Annotated in this window: 20 protein-coding genes and 1 pseudogene; 10 read left to right on the top strand and 11 right to left on the bottom strand. The window is 68.3% G+C overall.

The window, feature by feature from the left end; all coding sequences use genetic code 11:
* Window positions 1–26: 26 nt before the first annotated feature.
* The gene (locus NJQ44_RS04465) at window positions 27–701 is read right to left on the bottom strand and encodes a helix-turn-helix domain-containing protein (RefSeq protein WP_254273483.1); all 675 of its coding nucleotides are present in this window, start codon (window positions 699–701) and stop codon (window positions 27–29) included.
* A gap of 81 nt (window positions 702–782) precedes the next feature.
* Here NJQ44_RS04465 and NJQ44_RS04460 point away from each other — a divergent pair, with 81 nt between their 5' ends.
* Window positions 783–2426 carry an NADH-quinone oxidoreductase subunit D gene (locus NJQ44_RS04460; protein WP_254273482.1) on the top strand — a complete coding sequence of 548 codons (1644 nt, stop codon included), beginning with the start codon at window positions 783–785 and terminating at the stop codon, window positions 2424–2426.
* Between the two features lie 21 nt (window positions 2427–2447).
* Here the strand turns inward: NJQ44_RS04460 and NJQ44_RS04455 are convergent, their stop codons facing one another.
* The 4 genes from NJQ44_RS04455 to NJQ44_RS04440 are packed head-to-tail and all read right to left on the bottom strand — an operon-like array spanning window position 2448 to window position 6471.
* Window positions 2448–2990 (bottom strand): hypothetical protein, encoded by a 543-nt coding sequence (locus NJQ44_RS04455; RefSeq protein WP_254273481.1) that lies wholly within the window; start codon window positions 2988–2990, stop codon window positions 2448–2450.
* 13 nt (window positions 2991–3003) lie between these two features.
* The gene (locus NJQ44_RS04450) at window positions 3004–4692 is read right to left on the bottom strand and encodes a b(o/a)3-type cytochrome-c oxidase subunit 1 (protein WP_254273480.1); all 1689 of its coding nucleotides are present in this window, start codon (window positions 4690–4692) and stop codon (window positions 3004–3006) included.
* Entirely contained in the window at window positions 4692–5219 is a 528-nt protein-coding gene (locus NJQ44_RS04445) for a cytochrome c oxidase subunit II (RefSeq protein WP_254273479.1), read from the bottom strand. The genes NJQ44_RS04450 and NJQ44_RS04445 overlap by 1 nt, the downstream gene beginning before the upstream one ends.
* Before the next feature lie 4 nt (window positions 5220–5223).
* Window positions 5224–6471 (bottom strand): halocyanin domain-containing protein, encoded by a 1248-nt coding sequence (locus tag NJQ44_RS04440; protein ID WP_254273478.1) that lies wholly within the window; start codon window positions 6469–6471, stop codon window positions 5224–5226.
* 102 nt (window positions 6472–6573) lie between these two features.
* Here NJQ44_RS04440 and NJQ44_RS04435 point away from each other — a divergent pair, with 102 nt between their 5' ends.
* Genes NJQ44_RS04435 through NJQ44_RS04405 form a run of 7 tightly spaced genes read left to right on the top strand, consistent with a single transcriptional unit; the run spans window position 6574 to window position 12470 of the window.
* Window positions 6574–6750 (top strand): DUF8131 family protein, encoded by a 177-nt coding sequence (locus NJQ44_RS04435; protein WP_254273477.1) that lies wholly within the window; start codon window positions 6574–6576, stop codon window positions 6748–6750.
* Window position 6751: 1 nt separating this feature from the next.
* On the top strand, window positions 6752–7525 hold the full coding sequence (locus NJQ44_RS04430) for a sulfite exporter TauE/SafE family protein (RefSeq protein WP_254273476.1): 774 nt from the start codon (window positions 6752–6754) through the stop codon (window positions 7523–7525).
* A gap of 4 nt (window positions 7526–7529) precedes the next feature.
* Entirely contained in the window at window positions 7530–9902 is a 2373-nt protein-coding gene (locus NJQ44_RS04425) for a heavy metal translocating P-type ATPase (protein WP_254273475.1), read from the top strand.
* Window positions 9903–9948: 46 nt separating this feature from the next.
* Window positions 9949–10473 (top strand): peptide-methionine (S)-S-oxide reductase MsrA, encoded by a 525-nt coding sequence (gene msrA, locus NJQ44_RS04420; protein ID WP_254273474.1) that lies wholly within the window; start codon window positions 9949–9951, stop codon window positions 10471–10473.
* A complete protein-coding gene (locus NJQ44_RS04415; protein WP_254273473.1) occupies window positions 10470–10892 on the top strand; it encodes an acyl-CoA thioesterase in 423 nt (140 codons plus the stop codon). The genes msrA and NJQ44_RS04415 overlap by 4 nt, the downstream gene beginning before the upstream one ends.
* Window positions 10889–11821, top strand: a complete 933-nt coding sequence (locus tag NJQ44_RS04410) for a VOC family protein (RefSeq protein ID WP_254273472.1) — start codon at window positions 10889–10891, stop codon at window positions 11819–11821. The genes NJQ44_RS04415 and NJQ44_RS04410 overlap by 4 nt, the downstream gene beginning before the upstream one ends.
* 4 nt (window positions 11822–11825) lie before the next feature.
* Window positions 11826–12470, top strand: coding sequence for an alpha/beta hydrolase (locus tag NJQ44_RS04405; protein ID WP_254273471.1), 645 nt, complete (start codon window positions 11826–11828; stop codon window positions 12468–12470).
* Here NJQ44_RS04405 and NJQ44_RS04400 read toward each other — a convergent pair.
* A complete protein-coding gene (locus tag NJQ44_RS04400) occupies window positions 12439–13632 on the bottom strand; it encodes a cation:proton antiporter (RefSeq protein ID WP_254273470.1) in 1194 nt (397 codons plus the stop codon). The two genes, NJQ44_RS04405 and NJQ44_RS04400, sit on opposite strands and share 32 nt — an antisense overlap.
* Before the next feature lie 3 nt (window positions 13633–13635).
* Entirely contained in the window at window positions 13636–14109 is a 474-nt protein-coding gene (locus tag NJQ44_RS04395) for a cation:proton antiporter regulatory subunit (RefSeq protein WP_254273469.1), read from the bottom strand.
* Between the two features lie 227 nt (window positions 14110–14336).
* Between NJQ44_RS04395 and NJQ44_RS04390 the strand changes: the two genes are divergently transcribed.
* Window positions 14337–15245: a serine/threonine-protein kinase RIO2 gene (locus NJQ44_RS04390; RefSeq protein ID WP_254273468.1), complete on the top strand. Its 909-nt coding sequence runs from the start codon at window positions 14337–14339 to the stop codon at window positions 15243–15245.
* A gap of 485 nt (window positions 15246–15730) precedes the next feature.
* On the opposite strand, the pseudogene NJQ44_RS19545 reads toward NJQ44_RS04390, so the two are convergent.
* The 3 genes and pseudogenes from NJQ44_RS19545 to NJQ44_RS04370 all read right to left on the bottom strand — a co-directional run bounded on the left by NJQ44_RS19545 (window position 15731) and on the right by NJQ44_RS04370 (window position 17651).
* Window positions 15731–16185: pseudogene (locus tag NJQ44_RS19545) on the bottom strand (putative manganese transporter).
* A 128-nt stretch (window positions 16186–16313) separates the two neighbouring features.
* Complete coding sequence (locus tag NJQ44_RS04375; protein WP_254273467.1) at window positions 16314–17027, bottom strand: DUF4396 domain-containing protein; 714 nt, start codon at window positions 17025–17027, stop codon at window positions 16314–16316.
* A 189-nt stretch (window positions 17028–17216) separates the two neighbouring features.
* A complete protein-coding gene (locus NJQ44_RS04370) occupies window positions 17217–17651 on the bottom strand; it encodes a hypothetical protein (protein WP_254273466.1) in 435 nt (144 codons plus the stop codon).
* A 91-nt stretch (window positions 17652–17742) separates the two neighbouring features.
* Between NJQ44_RS04370 and NJQ44_RS04365 the strand changes: the two genes are divergently transcribed.
* Complete coding sequence (locus tag NJQ44_RS04365) at window positions 17743–18174, top strand: NUDIX hydrolase (RefSeq protein WP_254273465.1); 432 nt, start codon at window positions 17743–17745, stop codon at window positions 18172–18174.
* Here the strand turns inward: NJQ44_RS04365 and NJQ44_RS04360 are convergent.
* Window positions 18171–19223, bottom strand: a complete 1053-nt coding sequence (locus tag NJQ44_RS04360) for a GNAT family N-acetyltransferase (protein ID WP_254273464.1) — start codon at window positions 19221–19223, stop codon at window positions 18171–18173. The genes NJQ44_RS04365 and NJQ44_RS04360 overlap by 4 nt on opposite strands.
* Window positions 19224–19311: the final 88 nt, after the last annotated feature.

Below are 19311 nucleotides of genomic sequence, written 5' to 3'. Positions count from 1 at the left end.
GGGACGTGTTATCGGTTCCGAGACGGTCACGCGGGACCGTCGTAGCGGTCGACGACCCGAGCCATCACGTGCGATTCGGCCTTCCGGAGGTGTTCGGCGGCCGTCCCCGGTGCGCAGTCGAGTCGGTCCGCGACATCGGCGGTGGTCCCGCTCCGCGGGGTCTCGTAGTAGCCGCAGTCGACGGCGGCGGCGACGGCCGCGAACTGGCGGTCGGTCAGCCCCGCCCCCGACTCGAACCGTCTGCTGTCGTACTCGCCGACCTCGCGAACGTCGACGCCCACACCGTCCGGAACGGCCTCGACCGCTCGCTGGACGGTCCCGCCCGGCCCCACGAGCGTCAGTCCCACCGTCCCGTCCGCGCGGTAGGCGATGGGGGAGACGACGACCAATCCGGCGGTCGTGAGCGCCTCGACCAGTTCCGTACCAGTCTCGGAAGGTCGGTCGCGGACGTAGAGGTAGAAGGTGTCGTCCGGACACGTCGAGATGGCGTACTCCTCGACGTGGTCGGTCCGCTCTAGGGCCTCTCGGTATGGGTCCGGCGGAAAGCCGTCGACGTGAAAGAGGAGCGTCTGGACAGCCTCACCCACGTCGTTCCCACGAAGGAGATAGCTCGCGCGGTACCCGTCTCGCTCCACGACGAACTGGTGCATCGGGTGGCGCACCTCGGGCGCCATCGACAGCGAGAGCCTGACGTACTTCACACCGGCCGTTCCGCCGCCACATATAAATGTGCCCCGTCGACGAGGCAGTACGACGAGGTGGGCGGGCGACGACGCCCCGGTATGTCCCAGACAGTCGCGGAGCGGCGAGCGGACCACCGCTCCGACCTCCTCGACCCGATACGCGAGTACGTCGTCCGCGAGGACGACCACCTGAACGCGCCCGCCGTCGTCGTCCGCGCCGACGAGGTGCAGACCGTCCTCTCCACCCTGCGGACCGAGGCCGGACTGGACCACTGTGCCTGCGTCACGGCCCAAGAGTACGCGGACCGCTACGAGTCCATCTACCACCTGCGGAGCTACGACGACCCCACCAGAGAGCTATCGGTGGTCGTGCCGACGCCGAGTTCGGCTCCCGAGAGCGAGTCCGGCGCGCCCGTCTTCCCCGCCGCCGAGTGGCACGAGCGCGAGGCCTACGACCTCGTCGGTATCGAGTACGACGACCATCCGGACCTCCGCCGCCTCCTCCTGCCCGAGACGTGGCAGGGCCACCCGCTCTCCCGAGAGTACGACCAGGGACAGCCACAAATCGTCACGTTCCGCGAACACCAGCGACTCCTCGAAGACGAACGCGTCGGGCCGGACCGGATGCACCTCAACGTCGGCCCGCACCACCCCTCGACCCACGGCGTCCTCCACCTGAACGTCGAACTCGACGGCGAACAGGTCGCGGCCATCGACCCGGACATCGGCTTCATCCACCGCTGTGAGGAACAGATGTGCCAGTCGAAGACCTACCGCCACCAGATAATGCCGTACCCCGACCGCTGGGACTGGAGCGGTGCGGGCCTGCTGAACGAGTGGGCCTACGCGCGGGTCGCCGAGGAGATGGTCGGCATCGAAGTCCCGGAGTACGCGCAGGTCGTTCGGACGATGTGCGGCGAGTTCTCCCGTATCCTCGGCCACCTGCTCGCCGTCGCGACGTACGCGCTGGACGTCGTCGGCGAGTTCACGCCCGTCTTCCAGTGGGGGGTTCGCGACCGCGAACTCGTCCAGGAAATCCTCGAAGACCTCACCGGCCAGCGCCTGATGTTCAACTACTTCCGCCTCGGGGGGGTCGCGTGGGACGTTCCGACGCCACGGGACGCGTTCTTCGAGAAAATCGACGCCTTCCTCGACGGTCTCCCGGAGAAACTCGAAGAGTACCACCAACTGCTGACAGAGAACGAAATCATCCAGCTACGGACCGTCGACACGGGCCATCTCTCGGCCGAAACCGCGAAGGCCTACGGCTGTACCGGGCCGGTCGCCCGCGGGTCGGGCGTCGACTACGACCTGCGCCGCGACGACCCCTACGGCTACTACGACGAACTCGACTGGTCGGTCGTCACCGAATCGGAGGGCGACAACTTCTCACGACTGCTCGTCCGCCTGCGGGAAGTCGAGGAGTCCGCCCGCATCGTCGAGCAGTGTGCCGACCTCCTGCGGGGGTGGCCCGAGGCCGACCGCGAGATACAGGCCAACGTCCCCCGGACGATTCGGCCCGACCCGGACACGGAGATATACCGCGCCGTCGAGGCCGCGAAGGGGGAACTCGGCATCTACATCCGCTCGGACGGGACCGACACGCCCGCCCGCTTCAAGATTCGCGGCCCCTCCTTCTCGCACGTCCAGACGCTCCCCGAGATGGCCGTCGGCGAGTACGTCCCGGACCTCGTGGCGACGCTCGGGAGTCTGGACCCCATCATGGGCGACGTGGACCGGTAGCCCCCGAAGCCCGGACCCTACTCAAGCCGAGACCGGGATGTCGCCGAGTTCGACGGTGTACTCGCTGGTGGTCGGTTCCCCGTCGCCGGTGACGACGGTCACTGCGACGGCGTCTGGCCGCTGGCCCTTCGGGAGGAGCCATCGCCCCGTCACCGACCCGGTGTCGCCAGCGGCGAGTTCGCCCGTCGTCGGCCCGCTCCCAGCCACCGTTTCGCCCGCTCTGGTCGTGACCGGTCCGAGGCGGAGTTCGTAGGGACCCTGCCCGGTGTTGTTCACCGCGACCGTGAGGGAAAACTCCCAGCCGTCCTCGGCGACGACCACGGTGGCGTCGTCGATGCGCTCTACGGCCGGTGTCTGTTCGAGTATCTCGTCGCCGGTGCTCGCTCCCGCTATCGCTGGCGTGGGCGTCCCGGCCGCTCCGCCTCCACCGCCGCTCCCGGCCACGTAGTGCCCGATGAGGCCACCGAAGGTGATCACCTCGATGAGTATCGGGATGCCGATAGCGAGCACTATCAGGAGCCGAACCAACCGCGTCTTCTGCGGGCCTTCGACGTCGTCGAGCATGGAGGTGGGAGAGTTAGACCGGTATCGGCGGGCTTCCGGGCACCGCGATGCCGTCGGCGACCATGCTCGCGAGCGGCGGCCCGTAGGCGATGACGATGAGCACCAGCGCGATAGCGGTCCACAGTTTGTAGTTGTCGAGGATTCGCGGGCTGTGTTCCGGCCCCGACAGCGGGTCGGGGAACTCGCTGTTGACCGAGAGGGTCCCGCCGCGGTGTGCCAGCCACGTCTCGGCCATCACGAACAGGAACATCGCGGCCCCGAGGAACAGCAGGAGGCCGCCGATGGCGATTTGCAGGCGCATCTCGCCCACGGTTCCGACGAGTCCCTCGAAGGCGAACTCGTCGTAGTTCGGCTCTGCGGTCCGGCGCGGGATACCCGCCAACCCGGCCCGGTGCATCGCGTTGGACATCAGCGCCATCCCCACGAACCAGACGTAGGGCTGGGCGAGCGCCACCGTCCGCTGGCGGAGCCGTTTGCCAGTAATCTGCGGGACCAGCCAGTAACTGATGGCCATGGCCGTCAGCGCGAACGCCGTGCCGACGGTGAGGTGGAAGTGTCCCGGGACCCACAGCGTGTTGTGGATGAGGTAGTTGATGTTCATCCCGGCGTTTATCATCCCGGAGAACCCGCCAGCGGCGAACATCAGCCCCGCGAGCATACACCCGGCGAAAGCCGGGTCGCCCCACGGGAGCGAGCGAAGCCATCCGAAGTACCCCTCACCGCCGCGTTGGCGAGCCCCGTGTTCGATAGAGGCGACGACGGTGAAGGCAGTCAGTAGCGACGGCAACAGGAGGAACATCGTGTTCGTCATCGCGATGAACTTGAACCCCTCCGGGATGCCGGGGTCGACGTACTGGTGGTGGAACCCGACCGGCGTCGACAGCAGGAGGAAGAGGACGAACACGACCCGGGCGAGGGGGTCACTGAACAGTCGCCCGCCAGCCAGTTTCGGCAGCACCGTGTACCAGACCAGGTACGCTGGCATCAGCCAGAAGTACACGACGGGGTGGCCGAAGTACCAGAACAGCGTCCGGGTCAGCAAGGGGTCGACGCTCTGGATGAGGCCCAGCGACCACGGGATGAGGAGCGCGACCACCTCGACGGCGACGCCGATGGTGGAGATGTACCACATCAGCATCGTCGTCACGACCATGAACGCCCGGAGCGGGATTCGCTCGTCGGGGTTCTCGCTGCGCCAGTCCCACAGCGACTTGAAGTACGCGAGACCGGCGAGCCACGACCCGACGATGATGAGCGCGGCCCCGACGTAGAACGCGGGGTGGGCCTTCATCGGCGCGTAGAACGTGAACAGCACGTCGGCCTGCAGGTCGTGGCCGAAGACGGTCGGCGCGCCGACGATGCCGCCGATGATGGCGACGGCCGCGAGCACCGTCCCGGTCAGCATCAGCCAGAACGCGGACCACGAGAGCCGCTGTGGCAGTTCACGCTCTAAACTGTTCGTCGTGGCCCACGCGAACAGGCCCGCGATGAAGAACGTCGTGAACACGAGCGCCAACAGGACGCCGTGGCCCGTCAGCAGCGTGTAGTAGTCGGCCGAACTGACGAAGCCACGGAACAGGCCCGTGCGGTGGAGTGCCTGCACGATACCGAACAGCGCACCGAGTCCGAGCGCGGCGAACGCGACGAGGAACTCGCTGCGGACGAGTTTCGAAGTCTTTGGATAGGAATCGACGAACACCATCAGTCGCTCACCTCCTGGTAGTCGTATTGGGACCGTGGCACGACTTCGACGGACCCACCCATCGTGTGGTGGGCCGCGCCACAGTACTCGTGACAGACGAGGCCGTAGGTCCCCGGTTCGTCGAACCGGACGGTCACCTCGGCGACCTGTCCGGGGATGACCATCGTGTTGACGTTCGTCTCGACGATGGAGAACCCGTGTAACACGTCGGCGCTAGTCACCCGGAAGGTGACGCGCGTGTCCGCCGGGATGCGAATCGGGTTGTCGCCGCTCCCGGGGACGAACTGGAACTGCTGGGCGACGACGTAGACGACGTAGTGGCTGTCGTTCTGCCTGACGACGCCGGGGTCGTCGAACTGCGTGCCGGACTCGCCGTTCTGGACCGCCTGTGCGCTTATCTGTCCGCCCGAGTCGTCGACCATCTGGATGCCCGCCCCCACCGTGCCGTAGGAGATGGTGGCGATGAAGCCGACGATGAGCAGTATCGCTGCACCGAGCCAGATTTTCTCGAAGTTGTGGACCTGCATGATATCACCCTATCACGGAGACGCGACCGAGGAACTCGACGAAGTACATGAACACCCACAGGAGCGCGATGAGGACGAAGTAGAAGGCGATGAGCGCCGCCGTCCCCGTCGGGTCGAACTCCTCGTGTCCGAGTTCCGTCTCGGGGTCGGTCGCCGCCGCCTCCTCGACGCGGACCGTCCCGTCCGCGTCGACCATCTCGGCCGGCGGCGTCGTCTGCCGTCGCCGCCGCATCGCCGCGGCGTACAACAGCGGCGTGAAGAAGGCAAACGCGACCGGAGCGGTGAACAGCCACGTCGGCCCCGACACCTGCGACCCGGTCCGACCGCCACCGCCGCCGTCACCACCGCTCCCGCCGGGCGGGCCGCCGACCACGACGGCCCCCTTCATGCCGAGCGAGAGGTGTGGCTCACAGACGTATTTGTAGATGCCAGTCTCCTCGAACGTGTAGCTGTACGTGGTTCCGCTCTCGGCGACGGGGTCGCCCGAGTCCAGCGGTCCGTCGCCGTCCGAGACGACGTTGTGGCCCCCGCCCTCGCCGTTCCACGTCCAGACCACTTCCGTCCCCGGCGAGACGCGGACTGCCGGGGGGTCGAACGCGAACGCGCCGTTGTTGCCCGCCGCGCCGACCGTCACTTCGACGGTGTCCTGTCCCGTCCGGTCGACCGTCTCGCCCTCGTAGTTCGAGACGTCGTCGAACCATCCGCCGTAGTCGGGGTTCGCCGGGGGTCCCTGCTGGCCGGCGTCGCCGCCACCGCCACCGCCCGGTCGGACGACGACGGCCCCCTTCATGCCGAGCGAGAGATGTGGCTCACAGACGTACTTGAAGATACCCTCATTCTCGAAGGTGTGGCTGTACGTGGTGCCGCTCTCGGCGACGGGGTCACCGGAGTCGAGCGGGCCGTCGCCGTCGGAGACGACGTTGTGCCCGCCGCCATCGCCGGTCCACGTCCAGACCACTTCGGTTCCGGGGGAGACCATCACCGCCGCCGGTGCGAAGGCGAACGCGCCGTTGTTCCCCTCCGCGCCGACCGTTATCTCGACGGTGTCCTGTCCCCGTCTATCGACGGTGCCGTCGTAGTTCGAGACGTCGTCGAACCATCCGCCGTAGTCCGGTTCCGACTGTGCTGTCGCCGTGCCGACTGCGCTCAGCGCGGCCGCGCCGACGGCGCTCCCGAGGAACTGCCGCCGTCCCAGCGTCGTCGCCGGACCGTCCGACCGCGTCGTCTCGGAGTCGGTACGTGCCTGTCCCATACTCCGCCGAGACCCACCCGAGCCACAAAAAGGGGGGTCGGCGTTCCTACGGAGTAAGAACCGGGACCCACTTTTTAACGGGACCACGGCGTACGGGCGTTCATGGCCACTTCGAGTCCGCGCCTCGTGACACTGCTCGTTCTCGCGGGCCTCGCGCCCGTCGCGTACTACTTACAGGGAACCGGTCGGACCGTCGTCGCGCTCTCACTCGTCAGCGTCGTCGTCATCGCGGCGGCGCTGTTCCTGATGGCGTCGCCCTCGGACGCGACCACCGCCTAGGATGCCCCTCGACGGACTCGGACTGACCGCGAGCGAGACGGCGGGCGTCGCCGCCTTCGCCGGCCTCGGACTCCTCGGGAGCGTCCACTGTCTGGGGATGTGCGGCCCGCTGGTCACCACCTACGCCGACCGGCTCGACGACGGCGGCCCGCTCTCCGGACACGAAATCCGCCAGCAGGTCCTGTTCAACGTCGGCCGCGGCCTCAGTTACACGACCCTCGGCGTGGCGTTCGGGCTGCTGGGGGGCGTGCTCTACGACGCCGCCGGTCTCGCCCGACTCGCGACCACCGTCCGCGGTGTCGTCGGCGTCTGCGTCGGCCTGTTCATCCTCGCAGTCGGGGCTGGCTACCTGACCCGGGCCAGCGCAGTCGACGTCGCGTCGTCGGTTCCGGTCGTCGGGACCCTGTTCCAGCGACTCGCTGGGACGCTTGTCGCTCGACTCGACGCCCTCGTCGACGGTCCGGGGATGGTCGCGCTCGGCGCGATGCACGGACTGCTCCCGTGTCCGCTGTTGTACCCGGCGTTCCTCTACGCCTTCGCCAGCGGGTCTGCCGTCACCGGCGGCCTCTCGCTCGCGGCGTTGAGCCTCGGGACGATACCGCTCGTGTTCGCCTACGGGACGGCGTTCGGGTCGTTCGCGCCGACCCGTCGGGCGGCGTTCCACCGAGCGCTCGGGGCCGTCTTCCTCGTCCTCGCGCTGGTCCCGCTCTCGAACGGGCTGGCGGCGTTCGGCGTCGCCGTCCCGAGACCGCCCCTCCCGATGCCGTGGCTGTGAGACCATGACCGACTGCACGCTCTGTGGACTGGCCGTCGACTCGCCCGTCGCCGACAGCGACGTGGCCGGGACCTTCTGCTGTCGCGGTTGTCTGGAAGTCGCCCGGACGCTGGACGCCCCCGCAGAGCAGTCGGTCGCGGACGCCGAGACCGGTCCGGACCCGGCCGACGCAGAGGGGGAGACGGCATTTCTCTCCGTCGAAGGCATGCACTGTGCGACCTGCGAGACGTTCCTCGAAGCCCGCGCCACCGACCACGAGGGCGTCACCGGCGCGGCGGCCAGTTACGCGACGGGGACGATGAAACTCACCTACGACCCCGACCTGTGCTCGGAAGACGACCTGCCGAGCGTCGTCGCCGGAACCGGCTACGAGGCGAGTTTCCAGACCGTCGACGCCGACGACGACCACGAACTCGAAGGCCGTCTGGTCGTCGGCGGGTTCTTCGGGATGATGACGATGCTGTGGTACCTCCTCTTTCTCTATCCCGCCTACCTCGGACTGGCCGACCGGTTCCTGTTGGTCGACCTCGGGGGGGCCGCCGGTGCCTACCTCCTGTGGAACATGGCGGTGATGACCGCCGTCGTCGTCGGCTACACCGGGTGGCCGCTCCTGCGCGGCGCGTACGTCAGCCTCCGGGCGGGCCGCCCGAACATGGACTTGCTGGTGGCGATGGCCGCGACGACGGCGTTCGGGTACAGCGTCCTCGCCATCCTCCTCGGAGAGACGGAGGTGTACTTCGACGTCGCCACCGTCATCGTGCTGGCCGTCTCGCTCGGCGACTACTATCAGGACCGCGTCCGCCGTGCCGCGGCCGGGCGGTTGACCGACCTCACGAGACAGCGCGTCGACACCGCCCGCCGCCGGGTCGAAGACGGGACCGAGACGGTCGACATCTCGGCGCTCGGGCCTGGCGACGAACTCCTCGTCAGGACCGGCGAACGCGTCCCCGTCGACGGGACCGTCCTCGAGGGGACCGCCGCCGCCGACGAGTCGCTGACGACCGGCGAGGCCGTCCCCGTGCGGAAGACCCCCGGGTCGAGCGTCGTCGGCGGGTCGCTGGTCACCGACGGCGCGCTGGTGGTCCGCGTCGGTCCCGAGGCAGAGAGTACAGTCGACCGCCTGACCGAACTGCTGTGGACCGTCCAGAGCGACCGGGGCGGTATCCAGCGACTCGTCGACCGCCTCGCCGCGGTGTTCGTCCCACTCGTGGTCGGACTGGCCGCCCTCGCGACCGTCGGGCATCTGGCGCTGGGCGCGTCGGTGACCGACGCGCTCCTGACCGGACTGGCCGTGCTCGTCGTCTCCTGTCCGTGCGCACTGGGGCTGGCGACGCCGCTGGCGACGGCCGCCGGCGTCCGGACCGCCTTGGACGACGGCATCGTCGTCACCGATAGCTCGGTGTTCGAGACGGCGTCGGCCGTCGACGTGGTCGCGTTCGACAAGACCGGGACCCTGACCACGGGCGAGATGACGCTACGTGAACGGGCCGATGAGGAGGCGATGCGGCGGGCGGCGGCCGTCGAGCAGTTCGCCGACCACCCGCTGGCGTCTGCGGTCACCGACGCGGCCACCGCGGACGACGCCGTCGTCGAGGGGTTCGAGCGACATCCCGGCCGAGGCGTCAGCGCGACGGTCGACGGCGAACGCGTCGTCGTCGGGACCCAGTCCCTGTTGGCCGACTGCGGGTTCGCGGTCCCGGAGGGACTCGCTGAGCGGTTCGACGCGGCCCGGAGCGAGGGACAGGTGCCCGCGCTCGTCGGGTGGGACGGCCGCGCACGGGACCTCGTGGTCGGGGGCGACCGGCCGCGCGACTCGTGGGCGGCGGTCGTCACCGACCTCGCGGCGGCCCACGAGGTGGTCGTCGTCACCGGCGACAGCCCCGAGGCGGCGTCGCGGTTCGCCGACCACGAGGCGGTTTCGGAGGTGTTCGCGGGCGTCCCACCCGAAGCGAAGGCCGAAGTCGTCGACCGACTGCAGTCCCGGGGGACCGTCGCGATGGTCGGGGACGGCGCCAACGACGCCCCGGCGCTGGGCCGCGCCGACCTCGGTATCTCGATGGCCTCGGGGACGCAACTGGCCGCCGACGCCGCCGACGCCGTGGTCACCGCCGACGACCTCCGTGCCGTACCGCGGGTGTTCGAGTACACCGCCGCGACGCGGCGGCGCATCCGGCAGAACCTCGCGTGGGCGTTCTGTTACAACGCCGTCGCACTCCCGCTTGCGCTGGTCGGCGCGTTGAACCCGCTGTTCGCCGCGCTGGCGATGACCGCCAGCAGTCTGCTAGTGGTGGGCAACTCCGCCCGGTCGGTGGGTGACGGCGCACCACCGGACGGACGCGCCCGGCCGGTCACGCACGGGGCCGCTGAGGCCGACTGACGCGCTGGCCGTCTCCTTTTGTGCGTCCCGCGCCTACCGGCTAGCGATGACCGAGCAAGCGACGTTCGCCGGTGGCTGTTTCTGGTGTACCGAGTCCGTCTTCAAGCAGGTGAACGGGGTCGAGGACGTGGTGTCAGGGTACGCTGGCGGCCACGTCGAGAATCCGAGTTACGAAGCCGTCTGCCGCGAGGAGACGGGCCACGCCGAGTGCGTGCAGGTGACCTACGACCCCGACGTGGTGAGCTACGAGGACCTGCTGGCCGTCTTCTTCACGACGCACAACCCGACGACGCTGAACCGACAGGGCAACGACGTGGGGACGCAGTACCGCTCGGCTGTCTTCTACCACGACGACGACCAGCGCGAGACCGTCGAGGCGTTCATCGAGGAGATTCAACCGGGCTACGACGACGACATCGTCACCGAGGTCGAACCGCTCGACGTGTTCTATCCCGCCGAGGCCTACCACCAGGACTACTTCGAGAAGAACCCGAATCAGGCCTACTGCCGGATGACCATCCCGCCGAAACTGGACAAGCTAAAACAGAAGCACGCGGAGCTGCTGGCATGAGTTTCGAGTTCACCACCGCGGTCGACGTCCGCTACGACGACCTCGACACCTACGGCCACGTGAACAACGTCCGCTACGGGACCTACTTCGAGGAGGCCCGCATCGACTACCTCGCCGAAGTCGTCGGCCGCGGCGACCGGTCGTTCCTCGCGGCCGACGGCGAGGGGACCGGTATCGTCGTCGCGAACCTCGAAATCGACTACGAACGGCCGGTTCGGTCGGTCGACAGCGTCACCGTCGGCGTTCGGGTCCCGAACCTCGGGACCAAGAGCTTCCCGTTCGAGTACGAGGTCCGCGACGAGGCGGGCGTCGTCGCCACCGGCGAGAGCACGCAGGTCACCTACGACCGCGAGGCCGAAGCCCCGCAGGCGATTCCCGACGACTGGCGCGACGCCATCAGCCAGTTCGAGTGGCAGTGACGCTCTCCGACACACCGGGAATCCACCACGTTTCGGCACTCGCCGGTGACCCGCAGGAGAACGCCGACTTCTACGTCCGCGGCCTCGGTCTTCGACCGGTCGTCCGCACCGTCAACTTCGAGGACAAGTTCACCTACCACCTCTACTACGGCGACGCCGCCGCCACTCCGGGGTCCGTGGTGACGTTCTTCGCCTCGCCCGCCGAACTGGCCGGGCGCGTCGGCCGCCCCGACATCCACTCGTTCCTCCTCGCCGTCCCCGAGGGGACTCTGGACTACTGGGCCGACCGTCTCGCCGACCACGGTGCGGAGGTTGACGACCCCCGAACTCGCTTCGGCGAGCGCGTCCGCCAGTTCAGGGACCCGCACGGCACGCACGTCGAACTCGTCGCCGACGGCGACCACGGGCGTCCCGTCGGTGGCGGCCCGGTTCCCGATTCGAAGGCCGTTCGCGGCGTCCGCGGCATCACCCTTCGGTCGATGAGTCCGTACGTGACCGCCAGCCTGCTGGATACCTTCGGGTTCGAACTGGTCGACGAGACGGCCGAGGCGGTGCGCTATCGCGTCGCCGAGCGCGGGTCGACCGTCGACATCCTGAAAGACGACGCGCCGTTCGGCCGCGAGGGCGCGGGGTCGATTCACCACGTCGCCGTCAGCGTCGACAGCGAGGCCGAACTCCGCGAGTGGCGGGACCTGCTCGACGACCGGGAATTCACCGTCTCCCGCGTGAAGGACCGCCACTTCTTCCACTCGCTGTACGTTCGGGACCCCGGAGGCATCCTGTTCGAACTGGCGACCGAACGGCCCGGTCTGGGCGTCTCCCCGGCGGACGACGCACCCGCCGACACGCTCCGACTGCCGCCGTGGCTCGAAGAAGACCGCGAGATGATTGCCCCGCAACTGCCGCCGCTGTCGATGCCAGCGTGGTGAGACGGTGAGCGAGAACGACGACGGGCCGCACGCCGGAGCGGAAATCGTCACCGCGGGCGCGCCGCCCCAAGCCGCGACGGCCGCCGTCGTACTGCTTCACGGCCGCGGCGACTCGGCCCGACACTTCCTCAGACTCGCCGACGAGTTCCACCACCACGGCGCGATGTATCTCGCACCCGAAGCGGCGGGCAAAGCGTGGTTCCCCGGTCCGGTCGACGCACCGAGAGAGCGCCGGGAACCGTGGCTCTCCTCGGCCGTTTCGCTCGTCGACCGCACGCTCGACCGGGCCGCGGCCGCCGGAGTGCCGCGCGAGCGGACCGTCTTCGTGGGCTTCTCGCAGGGGGCGAGTCTCGCGGGCGAGTACGTCGCGGGCAATCCCGAGCGATACGGCGGCCTGACGATGCTCGCCGGTGGACTGCTCGGGCCGGACCCCGCCGCCGAGCGGTCCGGGTCGCTCTCCGGGACGCCCGTGTTCGTCGGATGCGGGAACGACGACCCGCACGTCTCGGCCGACCGCGTGGCCACGACTGCCGACGCTTTCCGCCGCCTCGACGCCGACGTGACCGAACGGGTGTACGACGGCCTCGGGCATGCCATCAACGACGAGCAGATTTCGGCTATCGACGCGATGGTCGGAGCCGTCGTCTGAGTGCCGCGATGTCGTCGGCGCGGTGTAAGAGGACACTCCCGCCGACGCTGGTGAGGAGGACGTAGCCGACGGTTATCGCCGGAATCGTCTCCGACAGCGTCGGCGTCGTCCCCTCGACGGCGAGGAACGCGGCGATGACCAGCGAGAACTCGCCGCGCGGGGTCAGCGCGGCCCCCATCCGCACCGCCGCGTCCGCGTCCAGACCGAACGCTCTGCCCGCGTAGTAGCCGCTGACGAGTTGGCCCGCGAGCGTCACGAGCCCGATTCCGAGGACGAACGGCGCGGCGTCGGCGACCACCCGGGGGTCGGTCTGGACGCCGACCCAGAGAAAGAACACGACGGCGAACACGTCACGGACCGGCGCGAGGTATCGCTCCGCCTCCGCGAGGAGGTCCGCGCGTTGGAACAGGCCGCCGACGAGAAAGGCGGCGACTGCCTCGCTCGTCCGAGTGAGCGTCCCGACTCCCGCGACGAACGCGGCCGCCCCGAGCGACGCGACGACGAACAGTTCTCCCCGGAGCGGGCCGAAGGCGCGCCGCACCGGTTCGGCCCCGCGGAGGACAACCGCCACGAGCGCCACAAGGAAGGCGATACTGACCACGAGCGACCGGGCCAGCGTGACGCCTGACCCGCCGACGACGAGCGTCGAGACGACGGCGAACAGGAGCGCAGTCACGACGTCCTCGACGACGACGACGCCGAAGACGGCGTCGCTGACCCGACTGCCGACCCACCCCGCGTCGACGACGGACTTGGCGATGATGACCGTCGATGAGTTGAAGACGACCAGCGCGAGAAACGTCGCTTCCAACGGCGAGAAGCCGGCGACGATGCCGACCAGAAAGCCCAGCGGCAGGCTGACCCCCACGTCGACGGCCCCGGCGCGGGCGAACGCGCGACGGTCCGCGAGCAGTTCGCCGACGCTCAACTCCAGTCCGACGAAAAACAGCAAGAGGACGACCCCGAGCGCGGCCGGGAGCGCGAGCAACGCTGGGAGCGGGACACCCACGGTATCCGCGCCCAAGCCGATGCCGAACGGCCCGACGACGACGCCGGCAAGAATGTACGTGGGGATGACCGACTGGCCGATTCGCTGGGCCGCGAGTGCGAGGGCGACCAGCGCCAAGAGCACCGCGCCGGCGACGAGCAGCGGATTCGCCACGGCTCACTCGAGCAGGTCGGCCAGTTTCGCGTGGGCCTCGTCCGTTCCGACCGCGACCAGCACGTCCCCGGCTTCGATTCGAGTGTCCGCGTCCGGACTCGAGAGCGTGCGGTCGCCGCGCTGAACGGCCAGTACGAGGACGCCCGTCTCGCTCCGTATCGCGCTTTCGCCGAGGGTCCGACCGGCCACCGGGTCGTCGTCGGCCACCTCGACCCAGCGAATGCGGGCGTCTTCGAGCGCGTGGTCGATGCCCTCTCGCGCCGGTTCGAAATACGTCCCGTCGTATATCTCGGCGAGTTTTCGCGCCTGTGCCGGCGAGAGCGAGAACAGGCGGGCGCTGTCACCGTCGTCGTCACCCCGCCAGTACGTCTCGCGAGGCCCGTCATTCTGGACGAGAACGGTCAATTGCCCACCATCGGGAAACGTCACGGTGTACCGGCGGCCGACGCCCGGAAGGTCCGTTTCGAAGACGCGCATACCGGAAGGAGGGCGGGAACCCACTTCGTTATTCGCCTCAGTCAACAATTTCCGCGTTCGTCCGTCGGGCAAGCGACGTAGCCGCCGTCGAACTCGAACGTCTCGGGATCGTCGAGATACTGGAGGCCGATGCCCTCGACGGCCATTCTGTATAGCGTTATTTGATATACTACCGCGCAGACCGCGACGCGTCGAACTTTTACGAGTCGGGCGGCTATGGAGCGCTAATGGTCCAGAACGTGGCTTCTGTGCTGCCGGAACTGGAAGCCGAGGATTTCCATCTGCTGTCCGGCGTCGAACAGGGGATGCGGTTCTCCGAGTACGTCAACCGCGAGAAACTGACCGACTTCTCCCGCCTGACCGAGGAGAACGTCGACTATCGGCTGGACCGCTGTGAGGACCGCGGCCTCGTCGAGCGAAAGACCATCCAGTACGAGGGGTTCAAACTCACCTTCGAGGGGTACGACGCGCTCGCACTCCACACCTTCGTCGAACGCGGGAGCATCGAGGGATTCGGCGCGCCGTTGGGCGTCGGCAAGGAGAGCGACGTGTACGAGGTTCAGTCGTACAAACCGCTGGCGCTGAAGTACCACCGCGAAGGGTACACGAACTTCCGCGAAGTGATGCGCGAACGGGACTACACGTCCGACCGCGACCACGTCTCGTGGCTCTACACCGCCCGAAAGGCCGCCGAGCGCGAGTACGACGCGCTGGAGACGCTGTACCCCGAGGTTTCAGTCCCCCAGCCGATAGACACGAACCGCCACGCAATCGTGATGGAGAAAGTCGACGGCGTCGAACTCTCCCGAACCGGTCTCGAACCGGAACAGGTAGTCCCGGTCTTGGGGTTAGTCCTCGACGAGATGCAGACGGCCTATCGGGAGGGGTTCGTCCACGCGGACATGAGCGAGTACAACGTCTTCGTCACGACCCAGGGGGTCGTCGTCTTCGATTGGCCGCAGGCGGTGCCGACCGACCACGAAAACGCGCGCGAACTGTTGACCCGAGACGTGGACAACATCGTGAGCTACTTCCAGCGGAAGTATCCCGCCGAGGTCGACGACGTGGACGTCGACGCCCTTGCCGACGCGGTGGCCGACGACGCCTTCGAGACGGTGGCGAACTACTCTCCCTGACCCCCGTATTTCTCGATTTCGCGGTTTTTCGCCAGTGAGCAACGGGTCTGTGGACCGCGCAGTACGCGACTGATAAACGCCATATCGCGATATGAAATTGGCGTGGCGAAGCGAGAGTCCGGTTGCAGCGGGACTGGCTGGAGGAAGGGCAGAACGGCTGAATTCGGGGTCTCCCGAAAACGGCGACGACGAATCTCGGGTTTCGAATCCTCGATAGCGGTGTCCCGGACGCTCGGACGTGTCGGGTGTCCCTGCGGGTGAGGGTGACCGTGTCGGGGACGTTCGTCGCACCGGCGACCGCGTTTCGCGGCGCTCCCACGAACCGGCAGTCAGGCCCGCCCGAAATCGCTATGGCAGGGAACCGCAGTCGTCGACGCATCCGAAATAGGACTATCGAGAGAATACGCGTCGCGTGTTGGGGCCGATGCGACAGCGTCGACGGTGGTGGTGCGGTCACCCGCGCGTCGGTCGAAACGGCGACCGCCTCAGAGCACGCCGAAGCGGAAACTCCCGAACGGCCAGACGTGGTACACCGCGATGCCCACGACGAGCGCGGGAATGGTCGTATAGATGGTTGCGACGATGGCCGCTTTCATGTCGATAGCCATCAGCGGGAACAGCGCGTCGCCGTCCTGACTGATGGCGTTCGCGGTCAGCGCCGAGAAGGGAATGCCGCCCTGTAGGGATATCCGGGGGAAGACGATTTGTGGCCCACACCCCGTGGCGAAACCCAACAGCGCACCCCCGATTGGAGTCGACACGCCAACGCGGTCGCGAGTGCCGCGACCACGGTTCGGAAACTGACCGTCCCGCGGATGTACAGCGGCATCGCCATAATCGCGCCGCCACACCCCGGGGTCAGGCCGAGTAGCGCGCCCGCGACGAGTTGCATCCGCTCGTTGGCTACCGGAAAACGAGCGGTCCGGTGGTTCGACCGCACGGTGGCAGTGTCTCGGCGAACAGTCGTCTTCAGCGGGGGCGAGGCGGTCGGTTTCGTGGCCTGGGGTCCCGAGCGGCCATCGACCACCGGGCATCCGTAAACTGGTCCGTGCTATACAGAACCGACGCTCAGGCCGACTGGCCCATCTCCGCGGGATTCTCCATCCCCTCTTTGACGCCGAAGCGGACGAGGGCGAGGTTGACGGGGAACGCCGCGAGGAAGCCGAGCGAGAGCGAGAGGACCAGCGACGACCAGAACAGGGCGTCCGTGAGGCCCGCTTCGGCCGCGAGCAGGAGGTCCGAACCGACCGCGACGACTTCCATCACCGTAATCGAGGGCGTCTCGCTGTAGAAGGCGTCGCGTATCGCCGTCGAGAAGTTCACCCCCTCTTGCATCAGCGGGCCGACGGTGAGCGCGTAGCCGAAGGTGTACGCGAACCCGAAGGTGACGGCGGCGACCCAGCCGACCGCGAGGCCGAGGAGCCCCTGTGCGAGGAGGAGGCCGACGACTTCACCCGCACCGCATCCGGAGTAGCAGTGCGCCGTCGACCGGAGGCCGCGCCGCCACAGCGAGTCCCGGGAGATCTGCGTCCGGCCCGCGTACCAGTAGACGGCGAGGCCGAACGGCCCGGAGTAACAGACGACGAGCGACCACACGCCCTTCATCATCGACGGGAGCGCGCGGTTGTGCCGCCGGATGTCCCACCACAGGACCGCCACCGAGCAGGCGACGACGGCGACCCAGCCGAACAGCAGGGTCGGCTCTGCGAGGACCGTCCGCAGTTCCGTCCGGACTGGTTCGAGTGGCTGTGCTAGCTGGGGAGAGAGTGCGTGTCCGATCATCGTATTGAGAGACTGCCGTCGCTCTCGACACCGGTTCGTCTACACTGTCGGGCGGGACGTTCTCCGCACTTGCGGTTGTGTTCCCAAAGCGCGTCAGCGTGCGTCGGTCCGGCAACCCTGGTCAGCGACGGAGCGAGGGGAGAGACAGCGGCCGAGCGACGGTCCGGAGCCCAAAGCGCCGGTCGGTCCTCAGGCGTCTCCGGCGTGCCGACCGGACTCGCCAGCGGTGTCTCGCACGTCGGCGTAGAGGTCGGCGACCACGTGGACGTACAGGCTCACGCCGACGACGAACGCCCAGTACGTCGCCCCGAGGACCCACAGACCGCCGACGAGGAGTCCCGCGATGAGGGCGTGACTGAGCAGTCGTTGGAGTCGCGAGAGGTCGGCGTCGTCGAACAGCGCCCGCTGGTCGGTGACCGCCAAGCGGGGATTGGCGAGGAGGCGCCGGGCGTTCTTCGCCGACCCGGTGTGGAGGTAGGCGACGAGGAAGTGGTCGAAGTCGATACCGACACCCACCGCGAGGGCGACGGCGACGACCGCCATCGGGTGTCCCGGCGGCGTCGTCGCCACGACGACAGCGAGGCCCGTCAACAGCGAGAGAATCGCGTGGTCGCGGGAGTACATTCGTCGCCCTCTTCGCAGGCCAGTAACATGAACGCTGGCAACGGAGTCGTGCGACCGGTAGACTGACACTACCGCCTATCCATCGGCGTGTATGGACGAGCAGTTCCTCGAAGCGACGGTGAGCCTCCGAGGGGCCATCTGCGCGCCCGACGGTCGCGTCCTCACTATTCGACGCGCGAGCGACGGCGGCTGGGAGCTCCCCGGCGGGCGGATCAACGACGGCGAGGCCGTCGTCGAGGGCCTCGAACGCGAGATACTGGAGGAGACGGGACTGACCGTGCAGGTCCACCAACCGGTCCACGCCGTCACGTGGCACAACGACCGGAGTCAGGGGCGCTTCGCGGTGTACTATCACTGCACCACGAACGGGACGGAGGGACCCGACGTGACGCTGAGCCACGAACACACGGATTGGGCGTGGCTCCCCGAGTCAGACCTGCGCGAACGCCTGAGTACCCCGCAGTCGACGGCCGTAGAGCGCGCCCTCGCCGCGGGGTCGGTCGCCCGTCCGAGCGGCGACTAGGCGTTCCCCGTCGCGGACCGGAACAGACGGGCGACGACGCGGTCACTCCCGAGGAGGTAGAGGACGCGGCCGACCAGCGAATCTATCCGCTCCCACCGGAGCGTCGGGACGGCCCGCCCGCCGAACGCGGTCTTGAACGCGAACGTCCCGTCTTCGAAGTCCGGCGTCGTCTCGCCGAAGTTGCAGGTGGCGTAGCCGTTGTCGATGCCCCACTTGATGGCGGCCCGATACAGTACCTCCGACGGGAAGTGCTCGAAGTTCGTCGGGTCGTAGGCGGGAAAGAGGAGGAACAGGCTGTCGCGTTCGTCGTCACAGACCGCCAGCAGTTCGCCCGCCGGGTCGCCGTCGACGGCGGTCCGGAACAGTTTGAGGCGGTCGCCGATTGTCGCGTGCAGCGCTCGCAGGAGTTCGGGGGACGCGCCGTCGCCGTCGAGGCGCGCCACGTGCGCGGCGTGTCGCTCGGCGAACGAATCGACGCTGTCGGCCGTGACGGGAACGTCGGTGGCGGTGACGCCCGCTTCGTCGGCCTTCCGGAGGTTGCGCCGCTTCTTCTGTGAGAGGTCGCTCTCGACGGCGTCCCACGGGCGGTCGGTGTCGAGAACGAACTGGCAGTCCCGGACCGACGGGTAGTAGTTCCGGTCGCGAAGGCGCGTCGCGTACCGAACCGACCGCCCCGAGGCGGGGCGGAGCAGGTGGCCGATTGTCCGGCCGCCGGTCAAGTCGGCCATCCGGTCGGCGAGCGCGGCGAAGACGGCGTCCTCGTCGGTGGCTATCAGCGCACCGTTCGTCCCGGGTTTGGCCGGGCCGAGGAACCGAAACGGCGTCCCCGGGAGCGGCCGAACGAACGTCGGGTGGACGCCGACGAGCGTCCCGTTCTTGCGGACCTGCACGTGGCGGGCGTCGGCGCCGGTCGCTCGCTCGTAGGCGTCGAGCCACTCGTAGCGCTCGAAGACGCTCCCGGTCCGGGACTGCTGGGCGACGATAGCGTTCCACTCGCCCCGTTTGACCTCGGTGATAGAGCGGTGCACCGAAGTCGTGAGGTCGGTCATCGCCAGTCGGTTCACCCGCCGGGGTCCTAACTGTATGGTCGCCGCGGCCGGGCGGTAAGACGACCTTAGAGATGGGTTTATCCCGACC

This window comes from Haloarcula marina (genome assembly GCF_024218775.1).
Classification (GTDB): domain Archaea; phylum Halobacteriota; class Halobacteria; order Halobacteriales; family Haloarculaceae; genus Haloarcula; species Haloarcula marina.
The sequence above is the reverse complement of the archived record's forward strand: the minus strand, read 5'-3'. Positions and strand labels throughout refer to the sequence as shown.